Here is a 17,160-nt window from a genome sequence, read left to right as displayed (position 1 = left end):
CGTGTATGGACTCCTCCTCTTTTGCAAGCACTTTGTTTGATCGAAGCTAAGGTACGACTGCCTACGTGTATCCGGTCTCATGAATGATGCCGCTATGAGGCATCAGACCCTAATGGGCTATCCGCGCACTGACTCCCAATCGGTTACTCGGGCTCAAACCACCGGTTCATTCTAGGGTTTTTTCAATGCCGGTTCGACCTGTTCGCCATCAATCAAAGTGCCACGCAATCGTGGTGAGATTTAACTTCTAATTAACTTATCGTTCGACGTATCTATCTACTCAATTGAATGCTCATGCAGCTGCCAAGCTTTCGTTGTAATCTACATTGTTGTAAACCAAGGCCCAAGCCATACGGGCTGTTTTGTTGGCTAATGCAACCACGGCTACATTGTGATGCTTCCTAGATACTAGTCCTTTTAACCAGCGACTCAGCCCATCATCCTTGTTGGTCATGTGACGCATTACAGCTCTGGCACCGTGAACTAGCAGTTTGCGTAAATAACTATCCCCGCGTTTACTTATGCCTAGCAGTCGATCCTTGCCACCTGTACTGTGTTGTTTGGGCGTAAGCCTAGAGAAGCCGCGAAATCGCGTCCTTTTTTAAATGCTTTTCCATCACCTAGTGCTGCGATCAAAGCACTGGCAATTAAGGGGCCTACACCACGTAACGTCATTAAATGCTTGGCAACAGGGTCATGTTGGACGCTTTCAAGGATCTGCTCATCCAGCTTTTGAATACGGTCATCAAGATAACGAAGGTCTTCTGCAAGGTCACTTAACAAAAGCCGGAAAGGATAAGTGAGACCATTCTCAGTATCTTCTAACCAGCAGGGCAAATTATGCCTTAACTGGTGAATGCCAACGGGCGCGATGATGCCGTATTCACCGACTAAACCTCGAATCTGGTTAGCCTTGGCTGTACGTTGAGCAATCAGTTCTTCACGAACTCGATGCATCGCTTGGATATCCTGTTGTTCAACCGATTTTGGTGTGACAAAACGCATGTTAGGTCGACTCATGGCTTCGCAGATAGCTTCAGCGTCAACACGGTCATTCTTGTTGCTTTTGACATAGGGTTTAACGAACTGCGCGGCAATCAAACGAACTCGGTAACCACGCTTTTGGAGTTCTCGCGCCCAGTGATGAGAGGAAGCACAGGCCTCCATACCGATTTCAGCATTAGCGGGCACTTTCTTGCTGATCGCATCAAGCCATTTACTGCGTGAATATTTTCCTTGCCAGCAGGTTTTACCTTGACGGTCAGCACCATGAACATGGAAAACAGACTTTGCAATATCAACACCAACACGGATAATAGTCATATGGGCTTCTCCTCATCGTTAGATGGTTTGTTGTCTACTCACCATTTTGGCACATCGATGCCGATTAGGTGAGGAGGAGTCCATCCCATTGGTTACAGTGAAGGGACGGATGGCATTTTCTGCTCGGTTGTTATCAATCGGATAAGCACCATCATCCAGATACCGGATTAACCGATCCCACTGAGCGGCGTGGCAGAAAGCGTATTGTGGTTAACCAGAGATATAGGCTCGACCTAAAAGAAACCCATACGGCGTTTTTTGCCTCCGGACTGGGTTTCAAGAAAGTCGGCTAATTCCTGATACTGCCCACCCTGATTGGCGTATTCCACGACATTGCGTGCTAGGTCCAGCCATTCCAGGGTGCTGGGCTGGATACTTTTTGCCAACTCTAATAGCAGAGCCTGGGTGATTTTTTCATCCTTGCCGCTTTCTAAAATGGCTTCTAGCACCGTTTCTGATGCTTGGTCAACCAACCCTTTCAGATCGGCACCAGAAAAACCCGTTGTAGCCTCGGCCAGTTCGGCATAATTCAGTGATGCAATGGGCAACTCTTCCAGCCGCTGTTGCAGAATGCTGCTGCGGGCAGATAAATCGGGCGGGGGCACGAGCAAGGTACGATCAAAACGACCGGGGCGACGAAAAGCACTGTCGACATCCCAGGGGGCATTGGTGGCCCCTATCACCAGCAGGTTTTCGTTATTCGTGTCGATGCCGTCCATTTCAGCCAGAAACTGGTTGATCATATTGCTCATGCCGCTGGAGTGGCGCAACAACTCGCGTTTACGTCCAAGAGCATCCATCTCATCAATAAAAATCACCGCCGGTTTATGGGCGCGGGCAGTAGCGAACAGGGCTTGCAGGTTTTTTTCACTGTTGCCCATCCACATATCAAGAATATCGCTGATAGCTACATTAAAAAAAGCTGCTTGACATTCCCCTGCCAAGGCACGGGCAAACCAAGTCTTGCCGCAACCGGGTGGTCCGTAGAGCAGCAGTCCTCCACCTGCTTGTTTCTTGAACTTCTTAAACAGCTCTGGGTTACGAAACGGCTCAATAATCTTCAAGCGCGCTTGGCGTTTGAGTTCATCCAGCCCACCGACCTGCTCAAAGGTGATGCGGTATTTTAAATTTGCCGGTTCAAACCGTGTCAGTTGATATTCAGTCACTTGGTTAGGCACAGCATCCGGATTATCATAACTCATGGTTTTAGTCCTTATCTGTGAAGAACAAGAGGAAGAGGCGATACACACCATAGCAAGGCGCAATCAAAAACAAGCCCACACCTGCAGCCACCAGAAAATTGATCAGATTAAGCACCTGCCATGGAAAGAAAATCAACGGCAACAAAAACAGCAGCAAGACACCCGGCATGTGTTTATTCAGATAAAAAAGAGCGCTGGCTTGCAGGCAGGCGGTGATTAACAATAAAAACACCCAGATGTCTGAATGCAGCGCCAAAGCGTGCAGCAGTTGAGCCAGCAAGATGTGCCCCACTGCCAGAGTCACATGAATGGGCAAGCTGCGCTCTAATAGACTGAGTGATTGACGCGCATCATGGTCAAAAGGATTGAGCCCCAGTGCTTGTCGTAACCGCTTGCGCTTGATCCAGGGTAGAGGTTCAAACTCAGCCAAGAGCGCCAAAGCCCGTTGATCCTGCGGGTTAATCTGCAAACAACGCATCAACAATTTGCGCGCAAGATCAGATCGACAACAGACATTCCCATACACCAGCGCCATAAAGGTCATACCCTGAGTATGCAAAGGCTCTTGGGTAAGCAGGGTTTCAAAACAAGCCTGACTGGAGCGTAAATCGCCCTGAAAGCCCTGAATCAAGCCTTTCCAAGCCAGCAGGCTAGAGTTGGCAGGCTCTTGCTTCAATCCTTCACTAAACGCCTGCAAGGCTTCCTGAGGTTGATCCAGCATCAAAGAGATCTGGCCTTTCAACAGCCAGAAGTCCGCGTATCCAGTTAGGTCGGCTTGAAATGCCTTAGCTTTTTCCTGAGCCTCTTGCCACTGGCCCGCCTCCATCAACCCAACCAACCAATACAGATTTGGGGTCACAGCACCACCACGTGCAATTTCATGACGCGCTTCCTGAATCAAGTCCTGCGGACGATCCAGTTCTAGCAATAGTTCAAGACGCGATCTCACAACCTGAACTCATCAAAAAATGCGGGCAGCTTCAAGCGAATACACTGCTTACAGGGATAAACCACGGTTACAAGAGTCAACAAGAAAGCGACAGAAGTCAACACAGGGTGTAGGAGTAAAGCCAGCAAGCCGCCGACAAAACTCACTAGATGTACGGCTAGAAGCTTTCGTGGTGGGTAATAAAAATGAAAGCTCACCCAACTCGCTAGGGTGATAAAAACTGCCAAGGGTAAAAGCGTGCTAAGCCAAATTGACCAACCTAAAGCACCAGCAAAGGCCAGAGACAATTGCAGGTGCCAGAGAAGGATGAGCAAATGGCTGAGCAGTAGGCGCAATAATTGGGCAATACTATCAATTGCAATCACTGCATCATATCCAGTCGAAGGTTAATTGTATGACCATTATGTAATAACTTTATCGCCTAGTGACTTGAGTGTATATAGGAAAAAGTCCTAAATGTTGAGCTGGCTGGTGATGTTAGGCATTGCTCGTGACTATTATTGTTATGTCAATGACGTCTTAAAATGAGCGCTTACCTTTAAAGAAGCAAAAACATTTGGGTTCCTCAAAGAGCAGAGGCTGTAAGCGAGACAGAAGCTGTTGTTGCTATGCCAGTCGCCGAGCATGCCGCAGTTGCGGCTGGCAGGGCGGGAGTTCTTTAGGGTGCAATTGCATATTGCTGTTCCCTAATAAATTTATAGTCATTGTAATTTTAAAACTGTCCTCTACTGCAAACCTTCCAGTTACTAATTTATAAACTTCGCACCAAGCGGACCCTTAAATTATTTCTCCAATAGTCTGTACTAGTGCTACCATCACTAAAGTCTACAATCCATAGACTATCTGCACTATCCGGATATGCTGAACCCGTCCAATACTCCGAAGGTAATGCCTCTAGAAATGCTTGAAGATAAATAGTTGGGCTTTGAAAAACACCATCGCAACGCCCATCTAACCAGTTTTGATAGTTTCCTTCTCGAACAGCTCGCCCTAATAAGTCTAATTGGTTCTCACGCCGCGAATTAGAGGAACAATAAACGAGCGTATAAAGCTCATCTAGGTTTGGTAAACGCCAATCATCATAACCAGCAAGCGTGGTTTGTTCGCCAAGACTACTAGCTTGCGACCAATTAAGCTCTAACGCGTCTCCTAGACACGTCTCACCTGTCCAAGTTTGTCCAAGACTACAGCGCATCCAAGTGAGGTTGGTTATAGTGTCAGTAATGGTGCCATCTTGATTATCTAAATAACGTCCACCAAGCAAAGTATCTGGTTGTGCTTGGTTTTGTGGCTCAATAATGTCTTCTGGCGCTTTAGGCTGAGTTAATAACGATTGCTTTTCGGCATGATGTTGTTGGTAAACATACCCACCACCAAGTATCAGTGCGATTACGACTATACCGATTATTGGGGCTTTGCTGGTTTTGTTACTTTTGAGGGCCTTTTCATTTGATTCTAGCTTGGGTTCTGGAGGCTGTCGTAATGGGTGTTCTGGTATTTCGACAAGCATAGACTTGGCTTCTTGAGCACTTTGAGGACGCTCTTTTTCTTTGAGTTGCATGCACTGGTCGATAAGTGCCACCAACCCGGGTGGGCATTGCTGAGCTATAGGTAGTTGATTGACGGGGATGTGGGTGTCGTCTATCACCCTAGCAGTCGCCTCTTCAGGCGTTTGCGCAGTCAGGCATTTGTAAAGCGTTGCACCCACAGCATAAAGGTCGGTGGCTGGTGCAAGTTTAGCTTTGGAGCTGTATTGCTCTAATGCACCGTAACCCGGTGTCACCACCACCGAGTGGCTTTTTTCAGCCAGCTCTTCTTTTGCCGCACCAAAGTCAATCAGTACCGGTTTGCCACCGGGTCGTAGCATGATGTTGGCGGGTTTGATGTCGCGGTGGATCAGGCCGTGCTGGTGAACCACCTCGAGACCATCGAGAAGCTCTTTAGCTAAGTGTTCGACTACCTCAGGGGTCAGGGTGTGTTTGCGTTTGAGGTAGCTATCCAGCGGTTCACCATCAATAAACTCCATCACTAGATAAGCCGTGTTGTTTTGTTGGAAGTATTTGAGAATACGCACTACCGCAGGGTGATTGAATCGAGCCAAAGCACGGCCTTCTTCTAAAAAGCGTGCCATGCCTCTTTCGTAGTCGATTTGGCCATTGGTGCCTAAAGCACTAACGGTTTGTCCATCACGACTGGCTAAATCACTAGGAAAGTATTCTTTAATCACCACCTGGTTCTGTAAATGAATGTCTTGAGCAAGGTAGGCAATTCCGAAACCACCCTGGCCCAATAGGTCTTGAATAACATAATCACCCAGTTGATAACCTTGCGGTAAGGTGCGGTGGTTGAAGGAAAATTTACCCATCTTCTATCCTATTTAATGCATTAACTTTTGTATGAAGAAAACGTTAACAGATAAACAAAAAGTTAATTTCTATGCGCGGTTCGTACCAAACGGACAAAACATTTATCGCTCTTGTTAAGGTTGCTGACATGGCCACTGCAGAAACTGACACCCCACGCACTTGACCTTACACCCCAAGCACGATAATTGCTGTCGGAGATAGGCGACGAGGACCAAAACCAACTCGCAGGAGTAGCAGGGAAGGCCAATGGGTTAATTGTAGGTGTTTGATAGTCACCTTCGCAACGGCCATTTTGAATTATGTCGTGGACTTCTAACAGCCGCCCGTTAGAATCCAAGTGAAATCCCCGCTGTTGGCCCGAGGAACAATAAACCAGTGTATGCAACTCCTGAATGCTGGGCAGACGCCAATCGCTGTAATCGGCAAAGCTAAATCGTCTAAAGAAACCGCCTTTGGGAATAAGAGTAGCGGCTGTCCAGTTGTGCTCAATGGCTTCACCAGTGCAGATTTGCCCATACCATTCCTGACCAATGCTGTAACGCATCCACATTAGACCCGTATGGGTGTCGGTCACCGTGCCATCATTATGGTCATGGTAGCGATTGCTAATCAGAGGAGCGCTGATATTTTCTACTGGTCTTGCTGCTTTTGCTTTAGGCTTTGATTGGGCATTTTTTGATGATTCGTTTTTCTCTGCATCAGTTTTAGTTTGTTTTGGATTACTATTTTCTGGTTCTATCCTCCATCCTTTTGCACCTGCTAATCTATCAATAATATTTCTAATCACAACAACATCCACACCAAGTGTTTGTGCTTTAGTAATGATTAAGTTGATTTCTTGTTGTGTGATAATTCCGTCACTACCAGCCATTTCGATCATGGCGTCTAGGACCGCTGAGTCATTCTTGAGTGGTTGTGGTGGTGTTCGATTTTCAGATCCAGTTTCAGTTAGCAAGACTTTGGCTAGCTGCGCATTTTGGGGACGGTCTATTCCTTTCAGATGCATACACTGGTCGATGAGTGCAACCAAGCCAGGTGAGCATTGCTGAGCTATAGGTAGTTGATTGACAGGGATGTGGGTGTCGTCTAACACTCGGGCACTGGACTCTTCAGGCGTTTGCGCTGTTAGGCATTTGTAAAGCGTTGCACCGAAAGCATAAAGGTCAGTGGCCGGTGCAAGTTTAGCTTTGGAGCTGTATTGCTCTAACGCACCATAACCTGGAGTAACAACAACAGAATGGCTTTTTTCAGCCAGCTCTTCTTTCGCGGCACCAAAGTCTATCAGTACCGGTTTGCCACCGGGTCGTAGCATAATGTTGGCGGGTTTGATGTCGCGGTGGATCAGGCCGTGCTGGTGAACCACCTCGAGACCATCGAGAAGCTCTTTAGCTAAGTGCTCGACTACCTCAGGGGTCAGGGTGTGTTTGCGTTTGAGATAGCTATCCAGCGGTTCGCCGTCAATAAATTCCATCACCAGATAGGCGGTGTTGTTTTGTTGGAAGTATTTGAGAATACGCACCACCGCAGGATGATTGAATCGAGCCAAAGCACGGCCTTCTTCTAAAAAGCGTGCCATGCCTTTTTCGTAGTCGATTTGGCCATTGGTGCCTAAAGCACTAACGGTTTGTCCATCACGACTGGCTAAATCACTAGGAAAGTATTCTTTAATCACCACTTGGTTCTGTAAATGAATATCTTGAGCAAGATAGGCAATTCCGAAACCGCCTTGGCCCAACAGGTCTAGAATAATATAGTCACCCAGTTGATAACCTTGAGGTAAAGTAAGGTGGTTGAAGGTGGGTTTATTCAATGGACCATCCTTTTTTGAAAATTTAATAAAAGCTCATCTTTACAGAAATAATTACAACTCATCTCGAACAAGACGAACAGAATGACTATACCGACGGTCAAACGGTTCAGCCCCACCATCCTCGAAATTTATACCCCAGGATCCAAAACCCAATTGACCTTTTGTTTCAGAGCTAGTCCATGCAGAAGAGGTGAAGGTGTTTGGAAAAGCTTGAATCACGATTGTGGGACTATTGAATTCTCCTTCACAACCTCCATCTAAAAATACATCTCCGAGCTTAGCTGTATAACCAGACTCGTCTATTAATAAATCTTTCTGTTGTTCTGAGGTACAGTTCACAATAGCATGAAGTTCATAAACAGTAGGTAGCCGCCAATCATTTTTGGATGCGAAATGAGTTTGCTTACTGTCATCAAGAGCATGCCGCCAATTATAGTATGTTGGTGCTCCACTACAGAAACTACCTGTCCAAGTTTGTCCAAGACTACATCGCATCCAAGTAAGATTTGTCTCTATATCTGTGACTGTGCCGTCTTTGTTGTCTTTGTAGCGCCCGCCGATCAGAACAACTTCCTCAGCTAATGTTTGCTTTGAATCAACTGGTTGTGACACTTCAACTGGCACAGACATTGATGTAGATTGAATAAAGAAATATCCACCAAATGCCATCACAACCCCACCCAACAGAACACTGACTAGCAAAGAAGCTTTTTTCGTGCTTTTTCTTTTTGTTGTATCTGAAGCCTCTATGGTATCGGTGGTTATTAATGGTAAAGGATCTTTTACGATCACATCACTGAGCAATCCTTTGGCTTGCTCCGCACTTTGAGGTCGCTCTTTTTCTTTGAGTTGCATGCACTGGTCGATAAGTGCCACCAACCCGGGTGGGCATTGCTGAGCTATAGGTAGTTGGTTGACGGGAATGTGGGTGTCGTCTATCACCCTAGCAGTAGCCTCTTCAGGCGTCTGCGCAGTCAGGCATTTGTAAAGCGTTGCACCCACAGCATAAAGGTCAGTGGCCGGTGCAAGTTTTGCTTTGGAGCTGTATTGCTCTAATGCACCGTAACCCGGTGTCACCACCACCGAGTGGCTTTTTTCAGCCAGCTCTTCTTTTGCCGCACCAAAGTCTATCAGTACCGGTTTGCCACCGGGTCGTAGCATGATGTTGGCGGGTTTGATGTCGCGGTGGATCAGGCCGTGCTGGTGAACTACGGCAAGGCCGTCTAGCAGTTCTTTGGCGAGGTGCTCGACTACCTCAGGGGTCAGGGTGTGTTTGCGTTTGAGATAGCTATCCAGCGGTTCGCCGTCAATAAATTCCATCACTAGATAGGCCGTGTTGTTTTGTTGGAAGTATTTGAGAATACGCACCACCGCAGGATGATTGAATCGAGCCAAAGCACGGCCTTCTTCTAAAAAGCGTGCCATGCCTTTTTCGTAGTCGATTTGGCCATTGGTACCCAAGGCACTAACGGTTTGTCCATCTCGACTGGCGAGTTCATTGGGGAAGTATTCTTTAATGACGACTAGATTTTGCAGCTGACTGTCTTGTGCAAGGTAAGCAATCCCAAAACCACCCTGCCCCAACAAGTCTTGAATAACATAATCACCCAGTTGATAACCTTGGGGTAAGGTGCGGTGGTTGAAGGTGGGTTTACTCATGATTTTTCCTATTATTCCCTAAAAACTAACCTTTAATATATCACGCACCAAAATTCAAATTTATTCTGCAATCCGACCTTCCTATCGTATTCGCCCCATTAACCAAAGAAAATGCAGTACCATAGACTAGACCCTTCACAATAACGACCCATCCCACAACAGGATCTACCGAAAAATTGGTACTATGTTTAGTTGTCATGATTTCATCATCTCGTTTCTGCTTAATGCCTTCTTTAATACACTAATGCATTTCTTTACATACTTAAAAGTACCGCCTTCCTTAAGCAAAAATTTTGCTTCATTAGCACTTTGGGGGCGTTTTTTTTGATTGAGTTGCATGCACTGATCAATTAGCCTAACCAGGCCCCGTGGACATTGTTTGGCAATCGATAACTGATTTATAGGAATGTGTTCATCATCATGAAACCTAAAGTGAGCATGCTCAGGAGTTACTGCTGTCACGCATTTGTAAAGGGTTGAACCAAGCGCATAAAAATCAGTAGCTGGCGAGAAGCTAGGCTTACAGAATAACTCTTCTGGAGGCGTGTAGCCATCGTTATTCAATGCTCTTTCTGGATCTTGATCTAAATTCTGAAGGGCTGTTTTAGCAACTCCAATGTCCAAAAGTACTGGTTTGCCTTTGTGGCTGATAATGATGTTGGCCGGTCTGATGCCGCGATGAATCAGACCGTATTGATGCAAGACCTCAAGACCATCAAGCAGTTCGGCGGCAAAGTGCAATGTAACTTGTGGGCTAAGGGTGAATTCACGTTTTAGGTATTTATCAAGCGTCTCACCTTCGATATAGCTTACCACTTGGTAGGCGGTATTGTTGAGTTGGAAGCATTTAAGAACTCTTTCTAGCGCTGGATGGTAAAGACCTTCAAGTTTTTGACCTTCTTCTAAAAAAACTTTCAAGCCCTTTTCATAGGCAGTTTTCGCATCAACGTCGTTATATGTCTCATTGATGGTTTGACCATCACGACTTGCAATACCAATCGGGAAATACTCTTTAATAACGACTAGGTTTTGCAGCTGAATATCTTGTGCTAAATAAGCTATACTAGACCCACCCTGCCCCAATATATCCCGAATAACATAATTACACAGTTGATAGCCTTGCGGCAAGGTAAGGTAATTGAATTCAAGTTTAACCATCGTTTTTTTCCAAAAATGTTATATTTGCAATCACGACAACGGCTCTTTATTAACGGATATCTCTAAAACCACTAGTTTACTCTTCGAATCATCAACTCACTCGGCTGACTTAGCAGACTCATCAAGTCGTTATACGTTAGGGAAAAGCCAACTTTAAATTCGCCTATTTTGGTACTCACTAAGCTATAGCCTTCGATGCGCAAAGGTGGTTGCTCCAGCAAGTTCAAAGCACGGTAGGGCTCGCGGATAAATTGTGTTGGGTTGAAAAGCGTATCAAAAAAAACAGTATTAGTACCACCAGAAGAAGCCACTTCAAATGGCGTTTGACTGCTACCACTACCAATATGTTCATCACCTAAATATGCGTCAAAATACACTTCTTTTACTTTTAAATTAAACGCACTGTTATTAATTAATTTCACTCCAAAACCCAGCGTTGTTTTCAAACGCGGGTAACTATTAGGGTCGAATAAATTAACCGCACCTTGCTTATCCATTGATACACTGACCTGAACACTGGTTAACTCGTAATCTACATCGTCGGCCACAAATTGGGCGACCTTAGTGCACCCAGACAAGCTGATAAGCAATACCAACACAATTAAACGTTGCAACAGGCTTTCCATAATCTTACTACCTTTTAAAAAATAAAAGCATAAATAACAGACTTTTTTACTAGCAACATACGATCAAGCATTATCACGTTGCTTTAATAACCAACACACTGCCACCAAGGGAAGCAGAGTGAATAACCACAACATTAATAAAACCATCGAAGAGTTAACTTGTGCTGCACCGTAATTGCGCTCAGTTAATTGACGAGAAGACACGCAAGTATCGAAGGCTACTGTGTCATAAAGATCTGGCGCCACAAGATCACGGCATATTTGCTCTGCTGGATTATTAGTCTCGTAAATCCGAGTCATATCCTCGACGGCCCAGCGAGTAGGCATTACTTGAGCCAACGTATATGCAATCGGATTGCTATTATCACTCATTTGCTTAACCGTCATCATGCCACCACCAAAAATAATCATGGGTAATAATACAATAGGTACCAAAGCAAGCGCCTGTGCCTGTGAACGTGACAAAGTTGAAACCAGTAATCCAATACTTAGGCCAGACAGTGAGGTTAAAAAAACCAGCAATGTAATCGTATAAATACCATCGCCTAACCTTAACGAAAAGGGTGTGAATAACCAGGTAACACCAACTAAGAGCAGGCTTTGCAGGGCGCACAATAACGCCAACACCCCAAATTTAGACATAACATAAGGTAAAATACCTAGGCCTACCTTGCGCTCGCGTTCAAAGATGGCACGCTCTGCCACAATTTCCCGTGAAGCATTAATATTACCAAACCATACCGCGGAAATCGCCAAAACAAACAATAGCGTTGTTGCCATACCTGGCAATACCGCATCACCTAGATAGGCTTGTTCAGAAAACAACACGGCAATCATCATGCCGATCAAAGGTGCCTGCGCCAAAAGTATAGAAGTATTGACCTTATCTTTTAGCTTGATTCTTAAAAAGCGCTGACTCAGCGTCCACCATTGCCTTAATGCAGAGATCCCTTGTTTTGATTCACCTTTTAACTCCTTTACTTTACCACTGCGTTTTGAAACATATTCTTGGTACTCCTTGGATTTAAGGTATACGCCTTGCCAAAGTCGGCCCTTTTTATTTCGCTCAGAACTCGGATTTAACTTGATCTCACCCGCATCCTCCTCCCCTTGATGCAAACCGATCAGTGCATTATCCGGATTATTCAACAACGCCTCATCCTGCCGGTTGGCATTAAAAAAAGTAATAGAATTGGGATAAGTCGGCCCGTAGTAAGCCAGCTTACCGTAAGATAAAATAATCTGGCTATCCATGATTTTGTAGTTATCGAAACTAGGCTGATGAATCGTGATAATGATCGTCTTGCTTCATTGGCCAGTGCACGTAATAACTCCATGACCATGCGCGTATCCACCGCCGACAAACCCGACGTTGGCTCATCTAGGAAAATAATTTTCGGATCCGCCAGGAGTTCCATTGCTAAATTCACCCGCTTGCGCTGCCCACCACTGATCCCCTTCTCTGTATCTGGCGAACCAATCAGCGTATGTTCAACTCCGGCTAAACCAAGTTTGCTTAATGTTTCTTGAATACGAGCATCTACCTCGCTTGCTTGCATGTCTGGCGGCAACCTTAAACGTGCATAAAAGTGCAATGCTTCGTAAACAGTAAGCTCTGGATGTACAATATCGTCCTGCGGAACATAGCCAATCCATGTTTTAAACAAGTGAAAGTTATTATAGATATCAATACCATTGATATAAGAAGACCCTTGTGTAGGTTTGTCATAGCCATTCAAGGCCTTCAGCAGCGTCGTTTTGCCCGCCCCCGATAAACCCATTAGTCCCACCAACTCTCCAGGGTGTATGGTTAAGCTAATATTATCCAACAAGTGAGTATCTAAGCCCACCGTTTTGCTTATTCCACGCGCCTCAAGTGTTAAGCCATCTAGGGTGGAATTTTTGACTAACTGACTTTGCTGATTTTCATCAATTTCCAAATGAAAACTATACAAGCCCAACATGAGCTCATCTTGGGCTTTTAATAACGTCGGCTTGCTAATCAGCACGCCGTTGACAACAGTGCCATTGGTTGAGCCCAAATCTTCTATCTCATAGGCATTACCTCGTCGCTGCAAGCGCGCATGGTGCCATGATACGCTGCTATGAGGAACTGATATATCGGCCTTAGGATCACGACCAACGACTAACGAATCAGCACTCACTTTAATACGTGCCGCCTGCTGCTGACTTTGACTACTCATGTATGCAAAAAGTCGCTCTACCGGTAGTCGATAATTCCCCAGTAGTAACACCTGCTCCGGATCCAACAGCCATTCTTTAACAGGCTTAAACCCATCAGAAAGGATAAGATAGGTGCCATTGGTGCTATTCAGATCGCGTGCCTGCCAACGGCCATTTGCAAGCTGCTGCACCTGCAAGTGATGCGACGATACCACCGCCGCATCAATCACAACATGGTTATCGGCTGCCCTACCCACTGTAAAGACGGGTCTGCTGTGCGTACCCGGTGTATTCTCAACAACTGCTGCACTGTCAATGTGGGCGATGACCTCAAAACATATTGCAGCATCTCCTAGCATTACTTGTTGTCCATGCACAAGCATGTAATGTTGACCTGGCACTAGTCTGGCACCGTTTAAATATGTTCCGTTAGTCGAGCAAAGGTCCTCAAGCATCCAGCCTGCACTCGTTTGGAAAATACGGATATGCTGACCAGAAACGTGTGTATCAGACAACACATGAGTGCAGCCTGAGCCTCGGCCAAGCAAGTTTTCGCCAGGTAACAGAACAACATCATGGGCTGAAGATGTTTGGCTTTTAAGTTTCATTTATGAGTACCCGCCTTCGATTCCGGACAACCACTGACATTACAATGACCCGTTTAATTTAAAAATCTTTATTGACTATCTTGCCAGTCAAAATCCATCCCGCAAAATGGGACAAACTTCAAGGTGGTCGCACCCAGCTGCATTTGTTCGCCACCATTTAGAAGCACCGGCTGCAGCACGGGGGCATTATTAAGATAGGTCAGGTTTTTACCCCCACCATGGTTGACATAATAGCAGCGCCCTCTTGGATCGTAGGTGATGTTGGCGTGGGGTTCACGCGAGACTTCCATGTCACCAAAGTTGAGTGTTATTCGGCAGTTAGCACGACCTATGGTATTCATCCCATAGCCTAAAGGGAGAGCAGCACCTTTGCCTGGTCCGTCAACGATGACAACCCAGCCAACAACCGGATCCTTCATGTAATCGAATTGCGCCGCTTCGACTGTTTTGGCAGAGCTACTAAGCGTATCTGTTTCTTGCGTCTTGTTGGGTCTGAAAACGCGGGTCTTTTCATCCTCTTGATAGGGTTTTGCTTCCGCACCCGTGATGGCATCAGTAGCTTGTGGGCGGCTATAGCTCCAATATCATCGATAAAGTCGGTTTTGTTGCCATAACCATAGCTATCATTGCCACCCGTGCTTTGATTCTTTCCCATTTTATGGGTTTCCACATCATCCATTGGGTGAGCGGATCTTTCGACAATACGGCGTGTTATATCATATTTTTCAGTCATTTCAGTTCTCCAATTTAATTAACACTTTTAACCAATCTCACAAAGTGCTGGTAGTCATTAGTGTTCCAATAAACTTTTGCATCAGCAAAATTCACATTCCAATGTGATTCGTTTTCACGATGGACCGTGCTTGACCATACGAACCCCATCGGGTCATTTGAAAAAACGGATTGATAAACGCTTGGTTCAACCCCCTGTACCAAGGTTAATAGCTCGGTGCGTGTTGGCACACGCCAATCGTTTTGATCGAGATAATTCGCTTGATTTGCAATAGTGGCCGCAGCCTGAGTGCGATCACCCTGGTAGGTGGCTGGTTGCTCGCTACAGGTCTGGTTCGGTTCGTCCCAACGTTGCCCAAGTAAGCAGCGGCTCCAGAGTAAACCACTGCGGGTATCGGTGGCGATGCCATTGGCATACACCACAAATGAGCCGTTCATGATTTGGTTCACTGGTATATCTATCTGGGGCGGATTGCGCATTATTTCTTGGGCTTGTTCTAGCGCACGGGTGAGTTCTTCGACGGTGGCTTCATTATTTGAGGTCATGGTACTGTAAAAATACCCACCCACCCCAATTATCGCCAGCATTACCACCGCGACCAAGCCACGGGTTTTATTGCGTTTCTTGTTTTCAAGCTGTAGATGTTTTTGTTGGATACGGAGTTGTTGGGCGTGTTTGGCGTCGATGCAGGCTTTGAGCTGAGCATAGCTAAGTTCGACTTCGCCCACTTTTACACCTCCTTGTTGGCCGACGCGAAGGGTGTCGCCGGCTATTTGGGTATCACCTGTGGGGATGGTGCCATTGACGCTGCCGGCGTCCTTAACAACCACCATGTCTAGCGCTGGCTCAAACCAGGCCTCGGCGTGCATGCGACTCACTGCATCATTATCTATTATTAAATCGACTTGATCACCGTGATGCCGCCCGATTCTAATCCGTGTGGTTTCTGGCATAGTATGTCCTTTGATGTGTTACCTGTTTAAGTTTATATCCAACAATAGCTGTTCAACAAAATCCGTTGCGCGGCCAAAGTCACTGTCCGCCGCGCACAAGACGAACCGGCAAGCTCATATACCGATCGTAGATGACGGCTCTACCATTGGAGAAGTCCACCTTCCACGCGCTATGAGAATGGTTGGCATAGCGCGAATCCGACCACACAGACGGACTCCATGACACCTTCCTTGTATAGTGAAACGCGTCAGTAAAAAAGGTGGGGTACTGATAGTCTCCTACACAACCTCCGTCTAGAAAAGTAACGCCTTGCTGAACCGGTCGTCCGCTACTATCCAATCTTCTTTCGCGATGTTGTCCTGAACTGCAGTATACCAGTGAGTGGAGTTGGTCAAGGGTTGGCACGCGCCAGTCAGATTTACCGGCATAGGTGGTTTGTTTGGCGATGTCTTGCGCTGTTTGCCAGTTGTAACGGCTCGCTTCACCAGAGCAGGCGCTCCCCGTCCATGTTTGCCCTAGTCTACAGCGCATCCAAGTGAGGTTGGTTTTAGTATCGGTAATGGTGCCGTCTTCATTGTCTAAATAACGTCCACCAATCAATGCAGCTGTTTGGCGTTGTGCGTCAGCTGCGCGCTGTTCTGCGACTTGCGCTTTTACGCGGTTTACAGCATCTGATTGTGGTATGACGTCTTCAGCGCGACTTAACATAAGATTTGCACGATCAAGGTCACCGTTACGAAGCGCTTCTTGTGCTAAAGCGATGTAGCGTTCTACTATTTTTTCATGCCCTTGTTTTGCTTGTTTATTATCCGGGTCAAGCTCTAATACTCTGCGGTAGTGATGTAAGGCACTGTCATCTTCTGGGATGGCAAGCCGATTAGCTTGCAAGGCTGTTTCAGCAGCCTGCAAACTTCGGGCGATGGCGTGTTGGCGATGTTCTTCGACTTGAGGTTGCTCTTCGGCTTGGGCTATGCGCTGTGCTTCAGCTATGCGTTGCTCTTCGGCTTGGGCTATGCGCTGTGCTTCAGCTTTACGTTGCCCTTCCAATTGTGTCAATAACTGTTGTTTTTCCGCTTCATTTTGCTGGTAAACATAGCTTCCACCGCCAAGCAGAAGCAGCAGTGCAGCTATGCCGATGAGAATTGGGGCTTTACTGGTTTTTTTAGGCTGGGTTTCCGTGCTTTCCGTTTTTGATTGGGACTGAGTCTCTGGCTCTTCTGGTGGGTGCGGTGTTTCTGTTGTTTGCGCAAGCATTGCCTTGGCTTGCTGGACGCCTTGAGGTCTTTCCTTGTCTTTAAGTTGCATGCATTGGTCGATTAGGCTGACCAGGCCTGGTGGACATTGTTTGGCTATCGGTAGTTGGTTGAGCAGGATGTGTTCGTCTTCATAGAGTCGAGCGCTTGCTTCTTCAGGGGTTTGTCCCGTCAGGCATTTGTAAAGCGTCGCGCCCACGGCGTATAGGTCGGTGGAGGGTGACAATTTGGATTTCGAGCTGTATTGCTCTGGGGAGCCATACCCCGCTGTCACCACCACCGAGTGGCTTTTTTCAGCCAGCTCTTCTTTTGCCGCACCAAAGTCTATCAGTACC

The 17,160-nt window shown here is 46.4% G+C and carries 15 protein-coding genes and 2 pseudogenes; all 17 read right to left on the bottom strand.

The window, feature by feature from the left end; all coding sequences use genetic code 11:
* Nucleotides 1–292: 292 nt before the first annotated feature.
* Entirely contained in the window at nucleotides 293–463 is a 171-nt protein-coding gene (locus D791_RS22125) for a hypothetical protein (protein ID WP_420329362.1), read from the bottom strand.
* Between the two features lie 48 nt (nucleotides 464–511).
* A pseudogene (locus D791_RS18010) lies at nucleotides 512–1,323 on the bottom strand (IS110 family RNA-guided transposase); the annotation flags it as partial.
* Between the two features lie 93 nt (nucleotides 1,324–1,416).
* Nucleotides 1,417–1,506 (bottom strand): annotated as a pseudogene (locus D791_RS20130) (IS66 family transposase); the annotation flags it as partial.
* Nucleotides 1,507–1,556: 50 nt separating this feature from the next.
* Nucleotides 1,557–2,525: an ATP-binding protein gene (locus D791_RS18005; RefSeq protein WP_051514677.1), complete on the bottom strand. Its 969-nt coding sequence runs from the start codon at nucleotides 2,523–2,525 to the stop codon at nucleotides 1,557–1,559.
* Between the two features lie 4 nt (nucleotides 2,526–2,529).
* Complete coding sequence (locus D791_RS18000; protein ID WP_036514699.1) at nucleotides 2,530–3,474, bottom strand: tetratricopeptide repeat protein; 945 nt, start codon at nucleotides 3,472–3,474, stop codon at nucleotides 2,530–2,532.
* Nucleotides 3,471–3,839, bottom strand: a complete 369-nt coding sequence (locus tag D791_RS17995; protein ID WP_036514696.1) for a hypothetical protein — start codon at nucleotides 3,837–3,839, stop codon at nucleotides 3,471–3,473. The genes D791_RS18000 and D791_RS17995 overlap by 4 nt, the downstream gene beginning before the upstream one ends.
* A 386-nt stretch (nucleotides 3,840–4,225) precedes the next feature.
* Complete coding sequence (locus tag D791_RS19365) at nucleotides 4,226–5,839, bottom strand: protein kinase domain-containing protein (RefSeq protein WP_051514676.1); 1,614 nt, start codon at nucleotides 5,837–5,839, stop codon at nucleotides 4,226–4,228.
* A gap of 62 nt (nucleotides 5,840–5,901) precedes the next feature.
* Entirely contained in the window at nucleotides 5,902–7,650 is a 1,749-nt protein-coding gene (locus D791_RS19360; protein ID WP_051514675.1) for a protein kinase domain-containing protein, read from the bottom strand.
* 51 nt (nucleotides 7,651–7,701) lie between these two features.
* Nucleotides 7,702–9,309 (bottom strand): protein kinase domain-containing protein, encoded by a 1,608-nt coding sequence (locus D791_RS19355; protein ID WP_051514674.1) that lies wholly within the window; start codon nucleotides 9,307–9,309, stop codon nucleotides 7,702–7,704.
* Nucleotides 9,310–9,504: 195 nt separating this feature from the next.
* Nucleotides 9,505–10,467, bottom strand: coding sequence for a serine/threonine protein kinase (locus tag D791_RS17975; protein WP_036514693.1), 963 nt, complete (start codon nucleotides 10,465–10,467; stop codon nucleotides 9,505–9,507).
* A 71-nt stretch (nucleotides 10,468–10,538) separates the two neighbouring features.
* Nucleotides 10,539–11,093: a hypothetical protein gene (locus D791_RS17970; protein WP_036514690.1), complete on the bottom strand. Its 555-nt coding sequence runs from the start codon at nucleotides 11,091–11,093 to the stop codon at nucleotides 10,539–10,541.
* Nucleotides 11,094–11,156: 63 nt separating this feature from the next.
* On the bottom strand, nucleotides 11,157–12,242 hold the full coding sequence (locus tag D791_RS17965) for an ABC transporter permease (RefSeq protein ID WP_157682426.1): 1,086 nt from the start codon (nucleotides 12,240–12,242) through the stop codon (nucleotides 11,157–11,159).
* Complete coding sequence (locus D791_RS17960) at nucleotides 12,239–13,885, bottom strand: FHA domain-containing protein (RefSeq protein ID WP_036514683.1); 1,647 nt, start codon at nucleotides 13,883–13,885, stop codon at nucleotides 12,239–12,241. Before D791_RS17960 ends, D791_RS17965 begins: the two co-directional genes overlap by 4 nt.
* Before the next feature lie 68 nt (nucleotides 13,886–13,953).
* Nucleotides 13,954–14,304 (bottom strand): FHA domain-containing protein, encoded by a 351-nt coding sequence (locus D791_RS17955; RefSeq protein WP_036514682.1) that lies wholly within the window; start codon nucleotides 14,302–14,304, stop codon nucleotides 13,954–13,956.
* Complete coding sequence (locus D791_RS17950) at nucleotides 14,301–14,618, bottom strand: hypothetical protein (protein WP_036514680.1); 318 nt, start codon at nucleotides 14,616–14,618, stop codon at nucleotides 14,301–14,303. Before D791_RS17950 ends, D791_RS17955 begins: the two co-directional genes overlap by 4 nt.
* Nucleotides 14,619–14,632: 14 nt before the next feature.
* Nucleotides 14,633–15,571 (bottom strand): Lcl domain-containing protein, encoded by a 939-nt coding sequence (locus D791_RS19350; protein ID WP_051514673.1) that lies wholly within the window; start codon nucleotides 15,569–15,571, stop codon nucleotides 14,633–14,635.
* 79 nt (nucleotides 15,572–15,650) lie between these two features.
* A partial coding sequence (locus D791_RS19345; protein ID WP_051514672.1) for an Lcl domain-containing protein occupies nucleotides 15,651–17,160 on the bottom strand: 1,510 nt, incomplete at its 5' end.

The sequence above is a fragment of the Nitrincola nitratireducens genome (assembly GCF_000585235.1).
GTDB classification, from domain to species: domain Bacteria; phylum Pseudomonadota; class Gammaproteobacteria; order Pseudomonadales; family Balneatricaceae; genus Nitrincola; species Nitrincola alkalisediminis.
This window is presented reverse-complemented; position numbering and strand designations above follow the sequence as displayed.

Coding starts and splice junctions, on each gene's coding strand:
- D791_RS17970 (WP_036514690.1), bottom strand. CDS start 11,093: ATGGAAAGCCTGTTGCAACGTTTAATTGTGTTGGTATTGCTTATCAGC.
- D791_RS19350 (WP_051514673.1), bottom strand. CDS start 15,571: ATGCCAGAAACCACACGGATTAGAATCGGGCGGCATCACGGTGATCAA.
- D791_RS22125 (WP_420329362.1), bottom strand. CDS start 463: ATGCGTCACATGACCAACAAGGATGATGGGCTGAGTCGCTGGTTAAAA.
- D791_RS17960 (WP_036514683.1), bottom strand. CDS start 13,885: ATGAAACTTAAAAGCCAAACATCTTCAGCCCATGATGTTGTTCTGTTA.
- D791_RS17950 (WP_036514680.1), bottom strand. CDS start 14,618: ATGACTGAAAAATATGATATAACACGCCGTATTGTCGAAAGATCCGCT.
- D791_RS17975 (WP_036514693.1), bottom strand. CDS start 10,467: ATGGTTAAACTTGAATTCAATTACCTTACCTTGCCGCAAGGCTATCAA.
- D791_RS19365 (WP_051514676.1), bottom strand. CDS start 5,839: ATGGGTAAATTTTCCTTCAACCACCGCACCTTACCGCAAGGTTATCAA.
- D791_RS19355 (WP_051514674.1), bottom strand. CDS start 9,309: ATGAGTAAACCCACCTTCAACCACCGCACCTTACCCCAAGGTTATCAA.
- D791_RS17955 (WP_036514682.1), bottom strand. CDS start 14,304: ATGAAGGATCCGGTTGTTGGCTGGGTTGTCATCGTTGACGGACCAGGC.
- D791_RS18005 (WP_051514677.1), bottom strand. CDS start 2,525: ATGAGTTATGATAATCCGGATGCTGTGCCTAACCAAGTGACTGAATAT.